Raw genomic sequence first — 20,925 nt, 5'->3', positions numbered from 1 at the left:
TGGAAACGGCGTGGCGCCTGGCCTGGCGCCATGTTCAGAAGTTATTGGACAGGTTCGAAAACGAATATGTCGAACCCGTCCGACACACTCATTCAGCCACGGTAGTAACGCTGTGCCACGAAAGGCATTTTGCTGACTTTAAGGGCAACTTGCTTGCCTCGGACCACGGCGAACAGCGGTGTATCCAGTGCGGCGTGTTCGGTATCGACATAACCCATCGCCACCGGTGCACCGAGCGTCGGGCCGAAGCCGCCGCTGCACACCTGGCCGACGACCTTGCCGGTCTGGTCGACGATCTCGGCACCTTCACGCACTGGGGTGCGCTCTTGGGGCAGCAGGCCGACACGCTTGCGTGCCACGCCAGCCTGTTGCTGGGCGAACACCGTGTCGGCACCGGGGAAACCACCGGCACGGGCACCGTCGGCACGGCGCACCTTGGAGATCGCCCACAGCAGGCTGGCCTCGATTGGCGTGGTGGCGGTGTTCATGTCGTGGCCGTACAGGCACAGGCCGGCTTCCAGGCGCAGCGAGTCGCGCGCGCCCAGGCCGATCGGCTGGACTTCCGGCTCGGTCAGCAGGCGACGGGCCAGGGCTTCGGCGGCGGCCGCCGGCACCGAGATTTCGTAGCCGTCTTCTCCGGTGTAGCCCGAGCGGCTGACGAAGCAGTCATGGCCCAGCAGGCTGACCGGGCGGAACTGCATGAAGGTCATGCCGGCCACTTCCGGGGCCAGGCGCTCCAGCACCTTGACTGCCGCCGGGCCTTGCAGGGCCAGCAGCGCGCGCTCCTCGAACAGCGGCTGGATCTCGCAGCGGCTGCCGATGTGCTGGCGCAGGTGGGCCAGGTCCTGGTCCTTGCAGGCGGCGTTGACCACCAGGAACAGGGTGTCGTCACCCAGGTTGGCGACCATCAGATCGTCGAGGATGCCGCCCTGTTCGTTGGTGAACATGGCGTAGCGCTGCATGCCCACCGGCAGGTCGATGATGTCCACCGGCACCAGGGTTTCCAGCGCGCGGGCGGCATCGCTGCCGCGCAGGATGATCTGGCCCATGTGCGAGACGTCGAACAGGCCGGCCTGCTCGCGGGTATGCAGGTGCTCCTTGAGCACGCCCAGCGGGTATTGCACCGGCATGTCGTAGCCGGCGAAGGGCACCATGCGCGCGCCCAGTTCGAGGTGCAGGGCGTGCAGCGGGGTCTTGAGCAGTGTTTCGGACATCGGTGACTCCTTGTTTTTTGTTCGGGTCAACATTCGATGATGTTGACGGCCAGACCGCCGCGGGCGGTCTCCTTGTACTTGCTTTTCATGTCGGCGCCGGTCTGGCGCATGGTGCGGATGACCTTGTCGAGGGAGACGTAGTGCTGCCCGTCGCCGCGCAAGGCCATGCGCACCGCGTTGATCGCCTTCACCGAGCCCATGGCGTTGCGCTCGATGCAGGGCACCTGGACCAGCCCGCCGATGGGGTCGCAGGTCAGGCCCAGGTTGTGTTCCATGCCGATCTCGGCGGCGTTCTCCACCTGTTGCGGGGTGCCGCCCATCACTTCGCACAAGGCGCCGGCGGCCATCGAGCAGGCCACGCCGACCTCACCCTGGCAGCCCACCTCGGCGCCGGAAATCGACGCGTTCTCCTTGTACAGAATGCCGATGGCTGCGGCGGTGAGCAGGAAGCGCACCACGCCGTCGTCATTGGCGCCGGGAACGAAACGCATGTAGTAGTGCAGCACCGCCGGGACGATGCCTGCCGCACCGTTGGTGGGCGCGGTGACCACGCGCCCGCCGTGGGCGTTTTCTTCGTTCACCGCCAAGGCGTAGAGGTTGACCCAGTCGAGTACCGACAGCGCATCGCGCAGGCTGGCTTCCGGGTGTTGGCTGAGCTGGCGGTACAGCGCCGGTGCACGACGCTTGACCTTCAAGCCACCCGGCAGGATACCTTCATGGCGGCAGCCGGCCTCGACGCAGTCCTGCATCACCTGCCAGATACGCAGCAGCCCGGCACGGGTTTCAGCCTCGGGGCGCCAGGCCGCTTCGTTGGCCAGCATCACCTGGCTGAATGACAGTTGCTGCGCTGTGCAATGAGCGAGCAGCGCCTTGCCGGTCTTGAACGGGTAGGGCAGCACGGTGCTGTCCTCGACGATGCGGTCATGGCCGGCGGCCTCTTCATCGACCACGAAACCGCCGCCCACCGAGTAGTATTCGCGGCTGCGGATCTGCAACCCGGCAGCATCGAAGGCACGGAAGATCATGCCGTTGGGGTGGTAGGCCAGTGGCTTGCGGATCATCGCCAGGTGCTGCTTTTCGACGAAGGCGATGTCGTGCTCGCCGAGCAGGCGCAGGTGGCCGCTGTCGCGGATCGCTTGCAGGCGGGCGGGGATGGTGTCGGTGTCGATGGTGTCCGGGTGCTCGCCTTCGAGCCCGAGCAGCACGGCCTTGTCGCTGCCGTGGCCCTTGCCGGTAGCACCGAGCGAGCCGTACAGCTCGGCCTTGACGCTGACCGTGGCGGCCAGTAGGCCGTCACGGCGCAGGCCTTCGGCGAAGCGCGCGGCGGCGCGCATCGGGCCGACGGTGTGCGAGCTGGAGGGGCCGATGCCGATCTTGAACAGGTCGAAGACGCTCAAAGACATAGCTCGTACCCTCATGAAGTTTGATGGCGGGTGCTTTGCACCCGATCGCCGGCAAGCCGGCTCCCACAGGAAGGGCGGTTGCCGCAGGTCCTGTGGGAGCTGGCTTGCCAGCGATGAGGCCAGCAAGCGTGCTTAGACGTCCTGATAGCTCTCGATCGACGGGCAGGCGCAGACCAGGTTGCGGTCGCCGAACACGTTGTCGACACGGCCGACCGGTGGCCAGTACTTGCCTTCCACCAGGCTCGGCAGCGGATATACCGCCTGCTCGCGGCTGTAGCCGTGGGCCCACTCGCCGGCCAACTCCGCCGCGGTGTGCGGGGCGTTCTTCAGCGGGTTGTCGTCCTTGTCCAGGCTGCCGTTCTCCACGGCGCGGATCTCTTCGCGGATCTGGATCATGGCGTTGCAGAAGCGGTCCAGTTCCTCTTTCGACTCGCTTTCGGTCGGTTCGATCATCAGCGTGCCGGCCACCGGGAAGGACATGGTCGGGGCATGGAAGCCGAAGTCGATCAGGCGCTTGGCCACGTCGTCGACGCTGATGCCGCTGGTGTCCTTGAGCGGGCGCAGGTCGAGGATGCACTCGTGCGCCACCAGGCCGTTGCCGCCGGTGTACAGCACAGGATAGTGCTCTTCCAGGCGACGGGCGATGTAGTTGGCGTTGAGGATCGCCATCTGCGAGGCACGCTTGAGGCCGGCGCCACCCATCATGCGAATGTACATCCAGGTGATCGGCAGGATGCTGGCGCTGCCGAACGGTGCGGCGCACACCGCGCCGGCGGTGTTTTCAAGCGTCGCGTGGCCCGGCAGGAACGGCGCCAGGTGCGATTTCACGCCGATCGGGCCGACGCCCGGGCCGCCACCGCCGTGGGGGATGCAGAAGGTCTTGTGCAGGTTCAGGTGCGATACGTCGCCGCCGAACTTGCCCGGGGCGCACAGGCCGACCATGGCGTTCATGTTGGCGCCGTCGATGTACACCTGGCCGCCGTTGTCGTGGATGATCGCGCAGATCTCGCCGATGGCCTCTTCGAACACCCCGTGGGTCGACGGGTAGGTGATCATGATCGCGGCCAGGCGCTCGCGGTGCTCCAGGGCCTTGGCGCGCAGGTCGTCGATGTCGACGTTGCCACGGGCGTCACAGGCAGTGACCACCACGCGCATGCCGGCCATGTGGGCGGTAGCCGGGTTGGTGCCGTGGGCCGAGGACGGGATCAGGCAGATGTCGCGGTGGCTGTCGCCACGGCTGCGGTGGTAGGCGCGGATCGCCAACAGGCCTGCGTACTCGCCTTGCGAACCGGCGTTGGGCTGCAGCGACACGGCGTCGTAGCCAGTGGCGGCGCATAGCATGGCTTCGAGCTCGGTGGTCATCTGCAGGTAGCCCTGGCTTTGTGCGGCCGGGGCGAACGGGTGCAGGTTGCCGAACTCGGCCCAGGTCACCGGGATCATCTCGCTGGCGGCGTTGAGCTTCATGGTGCACGAGCCCAGCGGGATCATGGTGCGGTCCAGCGCCAGGTCCTTGTCGGCCAGGCGGCGCAGGTAGCGCATCAGCTCGGTTTCGCTGTGGTAGCGGTTGAACACCGGGTGTTCGAGGATGGCGGACTGACGCAGCAGGCCGACCGGCAGGCGCCCGACGATGGTGTCGGCCAGGGCGGTGAAACCGGGGGTAGCCTGGCCTTCGGCGAACAGCTGCCACAGGGCTTCGACATCGGCCTGGCTGCTGGTTTCATCCAGCGACAGGCCCAGGTGGGCGGCGTCGATCTGGCGCAGGTTGATGCCTTGGGCGCGGGCCTTGTCGTGCAGGGCTGCGGTAGCGCTGCCCGTGTTCAGGGTGACGGTATCGAAGAACTCGCGGGTGACCACTTTCATGCCCAGCTTCACTAGGCCGGTGGCCAGGATCGCGGTCAGCGCGTGGGTGCGTTCGGCGATGCGCTTGAGGCCGGCCGGACCGTGGTACACGGCGTACATGCTGGCGATGTTGGCCAGCAGCACCTGGGCGGTGCAGATGTTGCTGGTGGCCTTCTCGCGGCGGATGTGCTGCTCGCGGGTCTGCATGGCCAGGCGCAGGGCCGGCTTGCCGAAGCGGTCGATCGACACACCGACCAGGCGCCCCGGCATGTCGCGCTTGAACGCGTCGCGGGTGGCGAAGTAGGCCGCGTGCGGGCCACCGAAGCCCAGCGGCACACCGAAGCGTTGGGCGCTGCCGATGGCCACGTCGGCGTCGAACTCGCCGGGTGGGGTCAGCAGGGTCAGGGCCAGCAGGTCGGCGGCCACGGCCACCAGGGCGCCGGCGGCGTGGAAGCGCTCGACCACCGCGCGGTAGTCGAACACGTCGCCATTGCTGGCCGGGTACTGCAGCAATGCACCGAAATAGGGGCTGGCGTCGCTCAGCTCACGCTCGTCGCCCACCACCACCTCGATGCCCAGCGGTTCGGCGCGGGTGCGCAGCACGTCGAGGGTTTGTGGGTGGCAGTGCACGGAGGCGAAGAAGGCGTGAGCGGCCTTGTTCTTCGACAGGCGCTTGCAGAAGGTCATGGCCTCGGCGGCGGCGGTGGCTTCGTCGAGCAGCGAGGCGTTGGCGATCGGCAGGCCGGTGAGGTCGCTGATCAGGGTCTGGAAGTTCAGCAGCGCTTCCAGGCGGCCTTGGGAAATCTCGGGCTGGTACGGGGTGTAGGCGGTGTACCAGGCCGGGTTTTCCAGCAGGTTGCGCAGGATCGGCGCCGGGGTGTGGGTGTTGTAGTAGCCCTGGCCGATGTAGCTCTTGAACAGCTGGTTGTTGCTGGCGATGGCTTTCAGCGCGGCGAGGGCGTCGGCCTCGCTCTGGCCGTCTTCGCTGCCCAGCACGCTGGTGCCCTTGATGCTGTCGGGGATGACCGCGGCGGTCATGGCCTCGAGCGAGTCGAAACCGAGGCTGGCGAGCATGGCTTGCTCGTCGTCGGCGCGTGGGCCGATATGACGGGCGATGAATTCGTTGGCGGTGCCGAGGTTGATGGTCATGGCAGGTTCCTCAGGCGTCGTCGTTGGCTTTGAGCAGGCGGTCGTAGGCGTCCTGGTCGAGCAGGGCGGTTACTTCGTTCATGTCGGCGGGGACGAAGCGGAAGAACCAGCCTTCGCCCAGCGGGTCTTCGTTGACCAGCTCGGGGCTGTCGTTGAGGCCTTCGTTGATGGCGACCACTTCACCGTTCAGCGGCATGTACACGCCACTGGCAGCCTTGACCGATTCCACGGTGGAGGCTTCGGCGCCTTTGTCGTACTGCTGCAGCTCCGGCAGTTGCACGTAGACCACGTCGCCAAGGGCGTTCTGGGCGTAGGCGGTGATGCCCACGGTGACGCTGCCGTCATTTTCGACGCGCAGCCATTCGTGATCTTCGGTGAAACGCAACTCGCTCATGGGAATTCCTCGGGAAGCAGGGGCGTTGGGCGCGGTAGCTCCGCGCTCTTGGGATTGGAATTCCCTTAGCAAATATGCGGCCAGTAATAAAAAACCTTTTAAAATCATATGTTTATGATTTATAGGGTGATCATTTCAGATTGAGATGGAATGAAATCGATACAGATAGAGAAGGATTCAAAAGCGTTGTGGGATCAAACCCTTGCGCAGACGCATTCGAACGGGTGTGTATTGAATTCGCTACGGTGTAGCTGATTCATTACAAGGAGGGTGGCGAGCGCTGTATCAGAACCCTGGCCGTGGCCGGCCAGGGTGCATGGAGTGGCTCAGTTGACGGTGATATAGGGGTCCCAGGTGTACGCTGGGCCGATCTGGTTCAGGTTGCGGTCCAGCAGCACGAAGGTGACCTTGTACCAAAGCTTGCCCGGCGCCTCGGCGACGGCCTGCCAGAAGGTGTAGGTGACATCGGTCTTGCTGATGCCGTGGGCGGCGCCGCTATCCAGGTAGGGCACCGGGATGTTCGGAATGTTGTAGGAAAGCGGGGTGGACATGCTGCCGGGGTAGTTGCCGCCCTGGTGCGGGTCGCCCTGGGTGACCTTGGTGATCAGGGCGATGCGGTCGAAGTTGCGCGACAGCGTGGTGGCGCGCCAGCGGATGTTGTCGCCGGAGTTGGCATCGATCCACAGTTCGGCGCCACCGTCGGCGCTGTCGCCCGAAGCATGGGCATCGACCACGTCGCGACGGCTGATCATGGAGATGGCGCCGTGCACGTCGCTGGGGTGGCTTTGCAGGTAGTCGGCATCGACGGTGATCAGCACATCGATGGTTTGAGTCGTTCCAGACATGGTGTCGCTCCTGATTGGATGATCATGATGACGACCTGACTTGCCGGTGCCCTTGGTCGTCAGGGAGCAAGCATGGAGCAGCGTTGGCAGGCTTCAAATGTCGGCGCTTTGACTGCCTGGGATGGCGGGTGGCCAGTAGTGTGGGCAGTGGCTTGATATCGATGGGGTTCGGGCAATGTCTTCGCCGCGCCTGGGTGAATGGCTGGCTGCGGCAATAGGCAAAGGCGGACAGAAAGTTCCGCCTGGCCGATCAGGCCTTGCCGGGGATACCGTATTTGCGCAAACGCTGGGCGATGGCGGTATGCGAGGTCTGCAGCCGGCCGGCCAGCTGGCGAGTGGACGGATAGCTGGCATACAAGCGTTGCAACAGCTCCCGTTCGAAATCCCCCACTGCCTGCTCCAGGCTCGCCACTTCGCCATCCACGCCACGCGCCACCGAGGTGCCGGCGATGTCCAGGTCGCCGATATCCACCACATTGCCCTCGCAGATGGCCGCGGCGCGGAAGATCACGTTCTGCAACTGGCGCACATTGCCTGGCCAGGGGTTGCCCAGCAGCGCCGGGTGGGTGGCCGGGGCCAGGCGGCATGGCGGGCGCTGGATCTGGGTGCATGCCTGCTGCATGAAGAAGTGCGCCAGCGACAGGATGTCCTGGCCACGCTCGCGCAGTGGCGGCACTTGCAGGTTAAGCACGTTGAGGCGGTAGAACAGGTCTTCGCGGAAGGTGCCGTCAGCGACCATCTGCTCCAGGTTGCGGTGGGTGGCGCTGATGATGCGCACGTCCACCTTCACCTCGCGGTCGCCCCCCACCCGGCGGAAACTGCCATCGCTGAGAAAACGCAGCAGCTTGGCTTGCAGGTACGGCGACATCTCGCCGATCTCGTCGAGGAACACCGTGCCCTGGTTGGCCAGCTCCATCAGCCCCGGCTTGCCGCCACGCTGGGCGCCGGTGAAGGCGCCGGGGGCATAGCCGAACAGTTCGCTCTCGGCCAGGCTCTCGGGCAGTGCTGCGCAGTTCAGCGCCAGGAACGGCGCGGCATGGCGGCTGCTGATGGCGTGGCAGGCACGGGCCACCAGCTCCTTGCCGGTGCCGGTTTCGCCATGCACCAGCAGCGGCGCGTCGAGGGCCGCCACGCGCAGGGCCCGGGCCTTGAGGGTGCGGATTGCCGGGGAGTCGCCGAGCATCGCGTCGAAGCCCTCGGCGTGGTCGTGGTGCAGGGCCGACAGCCGCTCGCCCATGCGGTTGGGCGGGTACAGCGTCAGCAAGCCGCCGGCGTTGGTGATCGGCGTGGCGTCGAGCAGCAGGCTCTGGCCATTGAGCTGCATCTCGCGCATGGGCAGGTGGAAGTTGTTGTCCAGCAGGGCCTGCAACAGGTCGGCGTCGCCGAACAGCTCACCCACCGAGCGCCCGGCCGACTCGCGCCCGCACAGGGCGATCAGCGCCGGGTTGGCCAGCAGCACCTGGCCTGCGCTGTCCACCGCCAGCACCGGGTCGCTCATGGCGGCGAGCAAGGCGTCGAGCTGCAGGTGGCGGCGCTGGCCGGGGAGGATGTCGACCACTTCCACCGACTGCACGCCACGTACCTCGAACAGCGCGTCGTGCAGCTCTTCGAGCACGGCGGGGCTGAGGGTCGGGGCATCGATGTAGACGTTCGGCGGGACCATCTCCACGGCATCGAGGTTGAGGTTGCGGGCGCCGAGCAGGGCCAGGACTTCCTGGGTGATGCCGACGCGGTCGATGAAGCTGACGTGGATGCGCATTGAGAGATGCAAGAGCCTGGCCGGGGAGGGCGTCAGTATGCCTCGGCTACAGGGGAAACCCAATCGCGGGGCAAGCCCGCTCCCACGTGGTGTGTGGGAGCGGGCTTGCCCCGCGATTGGGATCACTCCAGATGTTCAGGCTTGATCGGATCGCCAGACTTCACGTCCAGCTTCTGGCGGATGTCCTCGAACATCGCGTCATACAGTTTGTGCGGCGAGCCAAGGGTTTCGAATTTCTGATGGGGGGCCAGGTACGACTGCGCTTTGCGCGAGGCGATGCTCAAGAAACTCGGCAGCACCTGGTCCTTGGCCAGGAAGAACTTCTCATCGACGGTCTTGCCTTCGATGCTGCCATGCATGCGGAACTGGATGCCTCTGCCTTCCTTGGGATCGGTTGTTGCCTCGTAATCGATATCGAGGTCGTAGCTGTGGTCGTTCTTGTTCAGCGCGGTGCGCATGATGTGTACATGACCGGGTTGGTACTGGGCCATGGCGAGTCCTCCGGAAGGTTGAAAACGGCCGGTGCCTGACACCAGCCAACTGCGTTCAACGGTAGCTGATCCCCGGCTTGGCGGTGGACACACGAGTCCCGGCGGTGCCCTTGACGATCTCCTCGATGTTCTCCAGCGAGCTGATCACCGCCACCTTGCCGGTGTGGCGGGCGAAGTCGCAGGCCGCCTGCACCTTCGGCCCCATTGAGCCGGCGGCGAAGCCCAGCTTCTCCAACTCGTCGGGATGGGCCTGGGCGATGGCCTTTTGCGTGGGTTTGCCGAAGTCGATGTACGCCGCGTCGACATCGGTGGCGATGATCAGCAGGTCGGCTTCCAGTTGCTCTGCCAGCAGGGCGGAGCACAGGTCCTTGTCGATCACCGCCTCGATGCCCTTGAGCTTGCGGTTTTCGTCGTACATGGTGGGGATGCCGCCACCACCGGCGCAGATCACGATGCTGCTCTTTTCCAGCAGCCACTTGATCGGGCGGATCTCGAAGATGCGCTTGGGTTTGGGGCTGGCCACCACGCGGCGGTACTTGTCGCCGTCGGGCTTGACCACCCAGCCTTTCTCCTTGGCCAGGCGCTCGGCCTCGTCCTTGGCGTAGACCGGGCCGATGAACTTGGTCGGGTCCTTGAATGCCGGGTCGTTGGCGTCCACTTCGACCTGCGTGAGCAACGTGGCGAATGGCACTTCGAAGGCCAGCAGGTTGCCCAGCTCCTGTTCGATCATGTAGCCGATCATGCCTTCGGTTTCGGCGCCGAGCACGTCCAGCGGGTAGGCCTCGTCGGGTTTGTAGGCCATGCCCTGGAGCGACAGCAGGCCGACCTGCGGGCCGTTGCCGTGGGCGATGACCAACTCGTTGCCGGGGTGGATCTTGGCGATCTGTTCGGTGGCGGTGCGGATATTGGCGCGCTGGTTGTCAGCGGTCATCGGCTCGCCGCGACGCAGCAGGGCGTTGCCGCCCAATGCAACAACGATACGCATGGGGAATGTCCTTCAGAAAAATGGGTCAAGGGGCGGACAAGGTCCCTGTGGGAGCGGGCTTGCCCGCGATGAGGCCAGATCAAGCAGCATCGATGCTGCGGCTGACGCATTCGCGGGCAAGCCCGCTCCCACAGATGCAGTGCGGCCCTCCCTAAAGTTGACGAGGCTTACAGGTCAGCCAGGGTCGACACCAGGATCGCCTTGATCGTGTGCATGCGGTTTTCCGCCTGCTCGAAGGCGATGCACGCCGGCGACTCGAACACGTCATCGGTCACTTCGATACCGTTGGCCAGGTTCGGGTACTGCTCGGCGATCTGCTTGCCGACCTTGGTATCGGAGTTGTGGAACGCCGGCAGGCAGTGCATGAACTTGGTGCGCGGGTTGCCGGTGGCCTTCATCAGCTCCTTGTTCACCTGGTAGGGCAGCAACTGCTTGATGCGCTCGCCCCAGGCCTCCACCGGCTCGCCCATCGACACCCAGACGTCGGTGTGCACGAAGTCCACGCCCTTGACCGCGGCTTTCGGGTCTTCGGTCAGGGTGATGCGTGCGCCGCTTTCCTCGGCGTACTTCTGGCAGCGCTCGACCAGGTCGTCATGGGGCCACAGCGCCTTGGGCGCGGCGATGCGCACGTCCATGCCGAGCTTGGCGCCGATCAGCAGCAGCGAGTTGCCCATGTTGTTGCGGGCATCGCCCAGGTAGGCGTAGCTGATGTCGTGCAGCGGCTTGTCGCTGTGTTCACGCATGGTCAGCACGTCGGCGATCATCTGGGTCGGGTGGTACTCGTCGGTCAGGCCGTTGAACACCGGCACGCCGGCAAACTTGGCCAGCTCTTCGACGATTTCCTGCTTGAAGCCACGGTACTCGATGGCGTCGTACATGCGCCCGAGCACGCGGGCGGTGTCCTTCATGCTCTCCTTGTGGCCGATCTGCGAGGAGTTGGGGTCGATGTAGGTGACGTTGGCGCCCTGGTCGTAGGCGGCGACTTCGAAGGCGCAGCGGGTGCGGGTCGAGGTCTTCTCGAAAATCAGGGCGATGTTGTTGCCCTTCAGGTGCTGCTGTTCGGTACCGGTGTATTTGGCACGCTTGAGGTCGCGGGACAGGTCCAGCAGGTAGCGCAGCTCACGGGTGGTGTGGTGCTCGAGGCTGAGCAGGTTGCGGTTGTGGATGTTGAACGCCATGACGGTTCTCCTTGAGTTCGGTAGGTAGCCCGGCCGCCACTTCGTGGGTGCGGCCGGGTGTAATGGGCGTTTAGTAGTCGACTGGGTCGCGCAGGATCGGGCAGGTCATGCAGTGGCCGCCGCCGCGGCCCCGGCCCAGTTCGCCGGCGCTGATGGTGATGACCTCGATGCCGGCTTTGCGCAGCAGGGTGTTGGTGTAGGTATTGCGGTCGTAGCCGATGACCACGCCGGGCTCCACGGCCACCACGTTGTTGCCGTCATCCCACTGTTCGCGCTCGGCGGCGAAGCTGTTGCCGCCGGTCTCGACCACCCGCAGCTTGACCCCAAGCTGCTCGCCGACCACCTCGATGAACGACTTGTTCTCGCGGCGCACATCCATGCCGTAGGGCTTGCTTTCGTCCGGGCGGATGATGAACGGCACGATCTCGCGCACCACTTCCGGGAAGACCGTGACCAGGTCGCGGTCGCAGAAGCTGAACACGGTGTCCAGGTGCATCGCGGCGCGTGACTTGGGCAGCCCGGCGACGATGACTTTGTCCACCGCGCCCTTGGCGAACAGGCTCTGCGCCAGCTGGCCGATGGCCTGGCGCGAGGTGCGCTCGCCCATGCCGATCAGCACGATGCCCTTGCCGATCGGCATCACGTCACCGCCTTCGAGGGTGGCCGAGCCGTGGTCCTTGTCCGGGTCGCCATACCAGACCTGGAAGTCGGCGCCGGTGAACTCCTTGTGGAACTTGTAGATGGCAGTGGCCAGCAGGGTTTCCTGGCGGCGCGCCGGCCAGTACATCGGGTTGAGCGTCACCCCACCGTAGATCCAGCAGGTGGTGTCGCGGGTGAACTGGGTGTTGGGCAGCGGCGGCAGGATGAAGCTGGAGTGGCCGAGGTAGTCGTTGTACATCTTGACCACGCTGGCGCCTTCGCTTTCCGGCAGGTCCTGGCCGGCTACGCCGCCGATCAGGAATTCGGCCAGGTGGCGCGGGTCGAGGCCTTCGAGCCAGCTGCGCACTTCGTTGGTGAGGCCCACGCCGACGCTGTCCGGGGTGATCTTGCGGTCGAGAATCCACTTCAGCGCTTCGGGCTGCTGGACGATGTCGGTGAGCAGGTTGTGCATTTCCAGCACGTCGACCCCGCGCTCACGCATCTTGGTGACGAAGTCGAAGTGGTCGCGCTTGGCCTGGTCGACCCAGATCACGTCGTCGAACAGCAGCTCATCGCAGTTGCTCGGGGTCAGGCGCTTGTGCGCCAGGCCCGGGCTGCAGACCATCACTTTGCGCAGTTTGCCGGCTTCGGAATGGACGCCGTATTTCTGTTTCTCAGTGGACATGGTGAATCCTCCTGTAAAGCAAAGCTGTGGGGTTCAGAGAGTCAGGAAGCCGTCGTAGAGCCCGTAGGCGGCCACCAGGGCACCCACCACCACGGCGGCGAAGATCAGTTTTTCGACGTTTGTGAAGATCGGTTGGCCCACCTCGCGCTTGGCCTTGGCGAACAGGATCGCGCCGGGGGCATACAGCAGGGCCGAGAGCAGCAGGTATTTCACGCCACCGGCGTACAGCAGCCAGAGCGCATAGATCAGGGCGATGCCGCCGATGATCAGGTCCTTCTTGCGTTCGGCCAGGGCCTGTTCGTAGGTTTCGCTGCGCCAGGCCAGCAGGAAGGCATAGGCCGCCGACCACAGGTAGGGCACCAGGATCATCGAGGTGGCGAGGTAGATCAGCGACAGGTAGGTGCTGTTGGAGAACAGCGTGATCACCAGGAAGATCTGCACCATGGCGTTGGTCAGCCACAGGGCGTTGGCCGGCACGTGGTTGGCGTTCTCGCGGCGCAGGAACTCCGGCATGGTGTGGTCCTTGGCGGCGGCGAACATGATCTCGGCGCACAGCAGCACCCACGACAGCAGCGCCCCCAGCAGCGAGATGATCAAGCCAACGCTGATCAGCACCGCGCCCCAGTGACCGACCACATGCTCGAGCACTGCGGCCATCGAGGGGTTCTGCAGCTTGGCCAGTTCCGGCTGGGTCATCACCCCCAGCGACAGCACGTTGACCAGCACCAGGAACAGCAGCACGGTGACGAAGCCGATGACCGTGGCCTTGCCCACGTCGGAGCGTTTTTCAGCACGGGAGGAGAAGATGCTCGCACCCTCGATGCCGATGAACACCCATACGGTGACCAGCATCATGTTGCGCACCTGGTCCATCACCCCGCCGAGCTCCGGCGTACCGACCGCCCAGATATCCGCGGTGAAGATGTCGAGCTTGAAGGCGAACAGGCAGATCAGCGCGAACAGCGCCAGCGGCACCACCTTGGCCACGGTGGTGACCAGGTTGATGAACGCCGCTTCCTTGATGCCGCGCAGCACCAAAAAGTGCACTGCCCACAGCAGGATCGAGGCGCCGATCACCGCTGCCGGGGTATTGCCCTCGCCGAACACCGGGAAGAAATAACCCAGGGTGCTGAACAACAGCACGAAGTAACCGACGTTGCCCAGCCAGGCGCTGATCCAGTAGCCCCAGGCGGAAGAAAAGCCCATGTAGTCGCCGAAGCCGGCCTTGGCATAGGCGTACACGCCGCCGTCGAGGTCAGGTTTGCGGTTGGCCAGGGTCTGGAACACAAAGGCGAGGGTGAGCATGCCCACCGCGGTGATGGCCCAGCCGATCAGCACGGCCCCCACGCCAGCGCTGGCGGCCATGTTTTGCGGCAACGAGAAGATCCCGCCGCCAATCATCGAACCGACGACAAGTGCAACCAGTGCACCCAATTTTAGTTTTCCGGGAGAATCAGACATTTAACGACTCCGTACCAGGAGAAAGTTGACCTCAGAATAAATCTGACGCCTGGATCATTCGCTGATTTAGATCAGTTCATGCCAACATGACGGGGCGGAAAAACCCCACATGTACTCCTGGAGGATGCCGACAGCTCAGCTGCAGGCCTTGTGCGCTGGCACCTCCATGTCCTTCTAGAGCAAACGCTCCGCTCGCCTGCGAACTTTGAAGCTAGTCGCTTCTGGATATTTCGCAAATTTTTGACATGAACCGCTGATGGCGAAAAGCCACGAGTGCGATGGCGACCGCAAAACGATGACTATTAGTTGTTTTAGTTAGACAGCATGGTTATGAGTGAACTAGCTTTGATTACCTGGACTAATATAAATATGCTGTAACATTTATATGCGTTAGATCGAAAATTCATGTGTAAAACGGGCCATCGGGGAGAAGCGCCATGAGCGAACCGGGACAGAAACTGCGCCTTGGCGCGCTGATCGCGCTGGTGGTCGGTTCGATGATCGGCGGCGGGATCTTCTCGCTGCCACAGAACATGGCCGCCCGCGCCGACGTGGGGGCTGTGCTGATCGGCTGGGGTATCACCGCGGTGGGTATGCTGGCGCTGGCCTTCGTGTTCCAGACCTTGGCCAACCGCAAACCCGAGCTGGACTCGGGGGTGTACGCCTACGCCAAGGCCGGCTTCGGCGATTACATGGGCTTTTCTTCCGCATGGGGCTACTGGATAAGCGCCTGGCTGGGCAACGTCGGTTATTTCGTGCTGCTGTTCAGCACCCTGGGCTTCTACTTCCCGGCATTCGGCGAGGGCAACACGCCGTTGGCCATCGGCTGCGCCTCGTTGCTGCTGTGGGCGGTGCACTTTTTGGTGCTGCGCGGCATCAAGGAGGCGGCGTTCATCAACCAGGTGACCACGGTGGCCAAGGTGGTGCCACTGCTGATCTTCATCGTCATCGCCGCCTTCGCCTTTCGCGCCGACATCTTCACCCGCGACATCTGGGGGCTGAGCAACCCCAAGTTCGGCAGTGTGCTGGAGCAGGTGCGCAACATGATGCTGGTGACGGTGTTCGTGTTCATCGGTATCGAGGGCGCCAGCGTGTACTCGGGGCGCGCGTTGCACCGCTCGGACGTGGGCAAGGCCACGGTGGTGGGCTTTCTCGGCGTGCTGGCGCTGCTGGTGCTGGTCAACGTGCTGTCGCTGGGGGTGATGACCCAGCCGGAGCTGGCAGGGTTGCAGAACCCGTCGCTGGCTTCGGTGCTGGAACATATCGTCGGGCCCTGGGGGGCACTGTTGATCAGTATCGGGCTGGCGGTGTCGCTGCTCGGGGCGCTGCTGTCGTGGGCGCTGCTGTGCGCCGAGATTTTGTTCGCCACCGCCCGCGACAAGACCATGCCGCGCTTTCTCGCCCATGAGAACGCCAACCAGGTGCCGTCCAACGCGCTGTGGCTGACCAATGTGATGATTCAGGGCTTCTTGCTGATCACGTTGTTCTCGGCGGGTACCTACACCAGCCTGATCTACCTGGCCTCGTCGATGATCCTGGTGCCGTACTTCTGGTCGGCGGCCTACGCGGTGCTGTTGGCGCTGCGTGGCGATAGCTACCAGGGCCAGCCGGGGTTGCGGCGCAAGGACCTGCTGATCGCGCTGGTCGCCCTGTTGTACGCGGTCTGGCTGCTGTACGCCGGCGGCCTCAAATACATACTGCTGTCGGCTTTGCTGTACGCCCCGGGGGTGATCCTGTTCGCCCGGGCCAAGCACGAGCAGGGGCAGGCGTTGTTCACCGGGGTCGAGAAACTGATCTTCGCAGGGGTGCTGGTAGGCGCGGGGCTGGCGGCCTACGCCTTGTACTCAGGATTGTTGAGCCTGTGAGTCGCAAGTCGCGCGCGGGCTTTCCGGGCGCGACCAGATCCACAGGTTGCCCAGGGCCATGCCGGCGATGGCGAGATAGACCGGCCAGTGGTGCTCGAGGAAGGTCAGCATCACGCCAGCGCACAGCAGCATGCTCAGGGTTGCGCTGACCTTGGCGCGGCGCTGGATCACCTTGCCGTCGCGCCAATTGCGCAGGATCGGGCCGAACAGCCGGTGGTTTTCCAGCCAGGCCGACAGGCGCGGCGAGCTGCGGGTAGCGGCCCAGGTGGCGAGGAGGATGAATTCGGTAGTGGGTAGGCCGGGGATGACGATGGCGACCAGGCCGATCCCCAGGCTGACATAGGCCAGGATCGCGTACAGCAGGCGGGAGATTTTCGAGCGGGCGATTCGGGTCATGGTCTCACTGCAGCGGTGCGGCCGCCTTGTGGGCGGCCGGGTGAAGCGTGTCAGGCCAGGGCCGCATCGGCGGCGTAGGCATGCTTGAGCAGCTCGGTGAAACGCTCGAAGGCGGCCACCGCGCCGCGTTCGGCGGCAGCGTCCTCTTCAGGCGACAGCTCGAGGCTGTCGAGAATCCGGGTGAACTGCTTCCAGCCTTCGGCGCGGCCACCTTCCGGCTCACCGAGGTGACGGGCGCCGAAGCTGTCGCTCAGCTCCAGTGCCGCGGCACGCTTGATCAGGAACGCGGCGCCCAGTTTGGAGCCTTCGGAGACGAAGATCCAGCCCAGTGCTTCACCCAGGCTTGGCGCGCCGAGGGCGCCGGTCACGGGGGCGGGCACTTCGGTGTCCAGGTCGGCCAGGTCCAGGCGGGCCTGTTCGGCGCGGCAGCGCGCGGCCAGGTCGGGGACGATGGCGATCAGTTGCGGGTCGGTATACAGCGCCTGCAGTTCGGACTGGAACAGGTACTGGGCGACCACGAAGCGGGCGAAGCTTTCGCGGCTGTCGAACGGCTTGTGCGACTTGACCAGGGCGTCCAGCTCGGTGTGCGGGGCGTGGGTGACCTGGTTCAGGCGCTGGGAGCGCAGGGCGTGGCGTTCGGAGGAAGGGGTGGTCATCGCAATGATCCTTGGAGATGGGCTGTCTAGTGACAAGACGAAACGGATGACGCTGGACAGTAAAAAAACTCGTCTGTTGTGGTGCTCCATTCGCGGGTAAACCCGCTCCCACAGATTCTGCGCTGTTCCTGAGAACGGCCCAGTACCTGTGGGAGCGGGTTTACCCGCGAAGCAGTCACCGCCAGTCGATGGGCTTTTGCGGCGTTAGATATCCCACACCAGGTTGATGGCGAAGTTGCGCCCCGGCATGGTCAGGCGGTCGAGGTTGGCCGGCTGGGTCACGCCGGCCTCGCCCAGGGCGTCGTAGCCGCGCACGTCATCCCACTGCCAGTACTTCTTGTCGGTCAGGTTGTACAGGCCGGCGTTGACGGTGATGTCGTCGGTCACCTTGTAGTAGCCGGTCAGGTCCAGCACGCCGTAGCCCGGGGTGCGGAACTGCTTGCTGGCGCCATCGGGGGCGAAGAAGGTGGTGTCGTCGACACGGTCCTTGCGCTTGACCAGCGTCCAGCTCAGCAGGCCGCCGTAGTTCTGCTGCTCGTAGCCCAGCCCCAGCACCGCGGTCAGCGGGTTGACGCTGTTCAACGGCTGGCCGTTGTCATCGTTGCGGCCGCGGGCGTAGGCCACCGAGCCCTGGGTATACAGGCCCTGCGCCGCACCGAAGTGGTCGAGGTTCAGGCGGCCCTTGAACTCCGCGCCCTTGATGGTGGCGTGCTTGATGTTGTTGGCCTGGAAGGTCGAACCCAGGTTGGCCGACTGCACGGCGTCTTCGTTGATGAAGTCGCGGTACTTGTTGTAGAACACCGCCACGTCGAAGTTGCCGGCCTCGAAGTTGCCGCGCAGGCCGGTTTCGTAGCTCTTGCTCTTCTCCGGCTCCAGGTTGGGGTTGGGCTCGACGCTGTAGCCCAGGGTCGGGTTGTCGAAGCGCCCGTACATGGCCTTGGCGGTCGGGGTGCGGAAGCCTTCGGCGTACTGGCCGTACCAGGTGTAGTTGTCGTTGAAGGCATAGGTCACGCCGAGCTTGGGCGAGACGCGGTGCCACGTCTTGTCCGAGTCGTCGATGCTGCCAGGTGCCGCGCCGGTGCCCTGGATGCCGCGCAGGAACTCGGCGGTCATCTTCGGCTCCATGCGCGTGTAGTCGTAGCGCGCGCCGGGCAGGAAGGTCCAGTCGTTCCAGCGGATCTCATCCTGCACGAACAGGCTGTAGGTGTTCACGGTCGGGTCCGGGAAGTCGCTCACCAGCGCCTGGCCGTCGCTGGCGCTGTTCTGGCCGACGGCGCGGCAGCTGCCGCCGATTCGCAGGCAAGTACCGGTGCCGCTGCGCGAGCCGGTGACCTTTTCGTGCTTGAGGGTGGTGCCGTAGGTCAGCAGGTGCTCGGTGGCGCCAATGCTGAAGGCCTTGTCCAGCTGGGCGTCGAACACCCACTGGCGATCCTTGTAGGTGGTGTCGCGGGTACGCAGCACGGTGCGGCTGAACGGGAAGTAGACTTCCTCGGTGCTCTGGTCGGTCTTGGCGATCTGGTAGTTCAGGCTCCACTTCACGTGGTCGGCCACCAGCGAGTCGAGGCCGAACTCGTGGTTGATGCCGAAGCGTTCGCGGGTGACGGTGTCGTTGCCGGTGCGGCCGCGGTACATCCCCAGGCCGGCGCCATTGGTGAACGGGCCACCCACGGCGCTGAGGATGTTCTGGTCGCGGTCGTCCTTGTAGCGCTCGTAGGTCAGCCCCAGGCGCGCGTCGTCGGCGTAGTTCCAACCCAGCTTGGCCAGCACGTTGGTGGTGCGCACGTCTTCCGGGTTGGCCTCGCTGCGGGCCAGGCCGGTGCCGCCGTGCTCGCCGTAGGAGTCGGTCTCGTGGCCGTTGCGCTGGCTCAGGTGCAGCAGGCCGTCGAAGTCGCCCTGGCGGCCGGCGACGGTGGCGGAGGTCAGCCAGCTCTCGTCGGCGGAGCTGTAGCCGGTCTTCAGGCGCGCGCCGACGTCCTTGCCGGGCTTGATGATGTCTTCGGGGTCGAGGGTGAAATAGCTGACCGCGCCGCCGATGGCATTGCTGCCGTACAGCACCGAGGCCGGCCCACGCAGGATCTCCACGCGCTTGACGATTTCAGGGTCGACATAGTTGCGCTGGGTCTGGGCGTAGGGGCCGTAGAAGAAGCTGTCGGGAATCGACACGCCGTCGACCTGGGTGAGGATGCGCTCGCCGTCGATGCCGCGGATGTTGTAGCCATTCAGGCCGCTGCGCTGGCCGACGCCGCCCACCGACACGCCCGGTTCGTAGCGCACCAGGTCCTTGATGTCGTTGACGTTCTGCCGGTCCAGCTGTTCGCGGGTCTGCACGCTGACGGTGCTGGGGACTTGGCTTACGTCCTGGGCGCTGCGGGTGGCGCTGACGGTCACCTGTTGCAGGGCGATGGCGTTGCCGGCTGCCTGGCGCTCCAGCACTACGTTGCCGTTACCGATCTTGCGGTATGACAGGCCCGTGCCGTGCAGCAGGCGCTGCAAGGCCGCTTCCGGTGCCAGCGAGCCTTGCACGCCGGGCGAGGCCACGCCTTCGGCCAGCTCGGCGCTGAAACCGACCTGCCAGCCGGTGACCCGGCTGAACGCGTTGATCGCCTCGACCAAGGGCTGCTGGGCGATGGCGAAGCGGTAGTCGCCCATGCGCGGGCTGCTGGCCTGGGCGGGCTCGGCGGCCAGCGCCGGCAGGCTGCAGGCGCCACTGGCCAGCAGGGCCAGGGTCAGCAGCGACAGCTGGCCACGGCGGCGGGATGAGGTGGACGGGCGGGTTGGACCTGTGGACATCGAGAGCGCTCCCTGTCGCGCGAAGTTATAGGCGTAGGCTGTTCTCGATTTCGATTTGTCGAACGAGAATCAATCGTATTGGCTATAACGAGACGGACGGGGTGCGCTGATCGCGTAAAAAAACTTTGGTTTTTAGTTGAGGATGACCAGGGCGGGGTATTCGTGCAGCTGCGCCGAGGTGATGTGGGCCAGGGCGCGCAGGGTTTCCAGGGGTTGGTCGAGGCGGTAGTTGCCGGTCACCGCGACCTGCTCCAGCTGCGCATTGCGGTTGATGATCCAGCCCGGGTAGTAGCGTTGCAGCTCGGCCAGCACCTGGCTCAGCGGGCAGTTCTCGAACACCAGGCGGCCCTCGATCCAGGCCAGTTCCTTGTTCAGGTCGGGGCGCTGGGGCTGGCCGAAGCCGTCGGGGCCGACGCTGATGCTGTCGCCGGCTTGCAGGCGGATGCGCTGGTCGCTGGCCGCGCGCAGGTCGACGTCGCCGCGTTGCACCCGCACCTGCGCTTCACCGTTGAGGTAGCGCACGGCGAAGTCGGTGTCGCGCACGCTGGCCCGCAATGGGCCGGCCTGCACCTCAAGTGGCCGTTGGTTGGCGCCGGACACCTGGAAATACGCCTCGCCCTGGAGCAGGCGGGCCACCTGGCGCCCGTCGCGCACGTCGCTGGCGAATGCCGAGTCGGTGTTGAGCAGTACTTTCGCGCCATCGTCCAGTTGCAGGCGCTGGCGCTCGCCGACCACGGTGAGGTGGTCAGCCTGCAGGCGCACCGGCAGGTTGCCGAAGGTGAACAGCCCCACCAAAAGCATGGCGGCGGTGGCCAGTGGTTTCCAGTGGCTACGCAGGCGTCCGCCGAACGAGCGTCGGCGCTGTTGGTGCATCTGGCCGGCGGCCTGGCGCAGCGCGGCCCCGTTCCACAGGGCTTCGGCTTCGACGTAGGCCTCGGCGTTTTCCGGCTCGGCGCCCAGCCACTGTTCGAAGGCCTGGGTGTCGTTGTCGTCGGCGCATTGCAGGCGGATCAGCCAGTCCATCGCCTGCGCGCGGGCACGGGCACGGGCGTCAGGCTCGGCGGGTGTCGGGCGAGGGGAGGGCTGGTCAGTCACTGAGGGTCCTTGCGAGGGGCGTTTTCTGCGCATGATCGACGCAGGCCCGGCACATGGCAAGCGCCTTGCGTCATGGCGCGG

At 65.1% G+C, this 20,925-nt stretch carries 16 protein-coding genes; 1 reads left to right on the top strand and 15 read right to left on the bottom strand.

The window, feature by feature from the left end; translation table 11 throughout:
• Positions 1-92: 92 nt before the first annotated feature.
• The 11 genes from gcvT to arcD (IX761_RS20875) form a co-directional block, all read right to left on the bottom strand.
• Entirely contained in the window at positions 93-1,214 is a 1,122-nt protein-coding gene (gene gcvT, locus IX761_RS20925; protein WP_194791415.1) for a glycine cleavage system aminomethyltransferase GcvT, read from the bottom strand.
• Positions 1,215-1,240: 26 nt separating this feature from the next.
• Positions 1,241-2,617, bottom strand: a complete 1,377-nt coding sequence (locus IX761_RS20920) for an L-serine ammonia-lyase (RefSeq protein WP_194791414.1) — start codon at positions 2,615-2,617, stop codon at positions 1,241-1,243.
• 132 nt (positions 2,618-2,749) lie between these two features.
• Positions 2,750-5,605: an aminomethyl-transferring glycine dehydrogenase gene (gcvP, locus tag IX761_RS20915; RefSeq protein ID WP_194791413.1), complete on the bottom strand. Its 2,856-nt coding sequence runs from the start codon at positions 5,603-5,605 to the stop codon at positions 2,750-2,752.
• A 10-nt stretch (positions 5,606-5,615) separates the two neighbouring features.
• Positions 5,616-5,999: a glycine cleavage system protein GcvH gene (gene gcvH, locus IX761_RS20910; RefSeq protein ID WP_194791412.1), complete on the bottom strand. Its 384-nt coding sequence runs from the start codon at positions 5,997-5,999 to the stop codon at positions 5,616-5,618.
• A gap of 326 nt (positions 6,000-6,325) precedes the next feature.
• Positions 6,326-6,844, bottom strand: coding sequence for an AidA/PixA family protein (locus IX761_RS20905; RefSeq protein WP_194791411.1), 519 nt, complete (start codon positions 6,842-6,844; stop codon positions 6,326-6,328).
• Positions 6,845-7,094: 250 nt separating this feature from the next.
• Positions 7,095-8,603 carry a sigma-54-dependent transcriptional regulator gene (locus tag IX761_RS20900; protein ID WP_194791410.1) on the bottom strand — a complete coding sequence of 503 codons (1,509 nt, stop codon included), beginning with the start codon at positions 8,601-8,603 and terminating at the stop codon, positions 7,095-7,097.
• Positions 8,604-8,725: 122 nt separating this feature from the next.
• Positions 8,726-9,094: a DUF5064 family protein gene (locus tag IX761_RS20895; RefSeq protein ID WP_194791409.1), complete on the bottom strand. Its 369-nt coding sequence runs from the start codon at positions 9,092-9,094 to the stop codon at positions 8,726-8,728.
• Positions 9,095-9,149: 55 nt separating this feature from the next.
• Entirely contained in the window at positions 9,150-10,079 is a 930-nt protein-coding gene (gene arcC, locus IX761_RS20890) for a carbamate kinase (RefSeq protein WP_194791408.1), read from the bottom strand.
• A 167-nt stretch (positions 10,080-10,246) separates the two neighbouring features.
• Entirely contained in the window at positions 10,247-11,257 is a 1,011-nt protein-coding gene (locus tag IX761_RS20885) for an ornithine carbamoyltransferase (protein ID WP_194791407.1), read from the bottom strand.
• 70 nt (positions 11,258-11,327) lie between these two features.
• Positions 11,328-12,581 carry an arginine deiminase gene (gene arcA, locus IX761_RS20880; protein WP_194791406.1) on the bottom strand — a complete coding sequence of 418 codons (1,254 nt, stop codon included), beginning with the start codon at positions 12,579-12,581 and terminating at the stop codon, positions 11,328-11,330.
• A gap of 33 nt (positions 12,582-12,614) precedes the next feature.
• Positions 12,615-14,042, bottom strand: a complete 1,428-nt coding sequence (gene arcD / locus IX761_RS20875; RefSeq protein WP_194791405.1) for an arginine-ornithine antiporter — start codon at positions 14,040-14,042, stop codon at positions 12,615-12,617.
• A 437-nt stretch (positions 14,043-14,479) separates the two neighbouring features.
• Here arcD (IX761_RS20875) and arcD (IX761_RS20870) point away from each other — a divergent pair, with 437 nt between their 5' ends.
• Positions 14,480-15,907 carry an arginine-ornithine antiporter gene (arcD, locus tag IX761_RS20870; protein WP_194791404.1) on the top strand — a complete coding sequence of 476 codons (1,428 nt, stop codon included), beginning with the start codon at positions 14,480-14,482 and terminating at the stop codon, positions 15,905-15,907.
• Here arcD (IX761_RS20870) and IX761_RS20865 read toward each other — a convergent pair.
• The 4 genes from IX761_RS20865 to IX761_RS20850 form a co-directional block, all read right to left on the bottom strand.
• Positions 15,887-16,303 carry a YbaN family protein gene (locus IX761_RS20865; RefSeq protein ID WP_194791403.1) on the bottom strand — a complete coding sequence of 139 codons (417 nt, stop codon included), beginning with the start codon at positions 16,301-16,303 and terminating at the stop codon, positions 15,887-15,889. The genes arcD (IX761_RS20870) and IX761_RS20865 overlap by 21 nt on opposite strands.
• Before the next feature lie 50 nt (positions 16,304-16,353).
• Complete coding sequence (locus IX761_RS20860; RefSeq protein ID WP_194791402.1) at positions 16,354-16,959, bottom strand: biliverdin-producing heme oxygenase; 606 nt, start codon at positions 16,957-16,959, stop codon at positions 16,354-16,356.
• 204 nt (positions 16,960-17,163) lie between these two features.
• The gene (locus IX761_RS20855; RefSeq protein ID WP_194791401.1) at positions 17,164-19,749 is read right to left on the bottom strand and encodes a TonB-dependent receptor; all 2,586 of its coding nucleotides are present in this window, start codon (positions 19,747-19,749) and stop codon (positions 17,164-17,166) included.
• A gap of 132 nt (positions 19,750-19,881) precedes the next feature.
• Complete coding sequence (locus tag IX761_RS20850; RefSeq protein WP_194791400.1) at positions 19,882-20,844, bottom strand: FecR family protein; 963 nt, start codon at positions 20,842-20,844, stop codon at positions 19,882-19,884.
• Positions 20,845-20,925: the final 81 nt, after the last annotated feature.

This window comes from Pseudomonas sp. UFMG81, assembly GCF_015354575.1.
Taxonomy (GTDB): Bacteria; Pseudomonadota; Gammaproteobacteria; order Pseudomonadales; family Pseudomonadaceae; genus Aquipseudomonas.
Note: the sequence above shows the minus strand (reverse complement) of the source record. Positions and strands in the feature narration are given on the sequence as shown.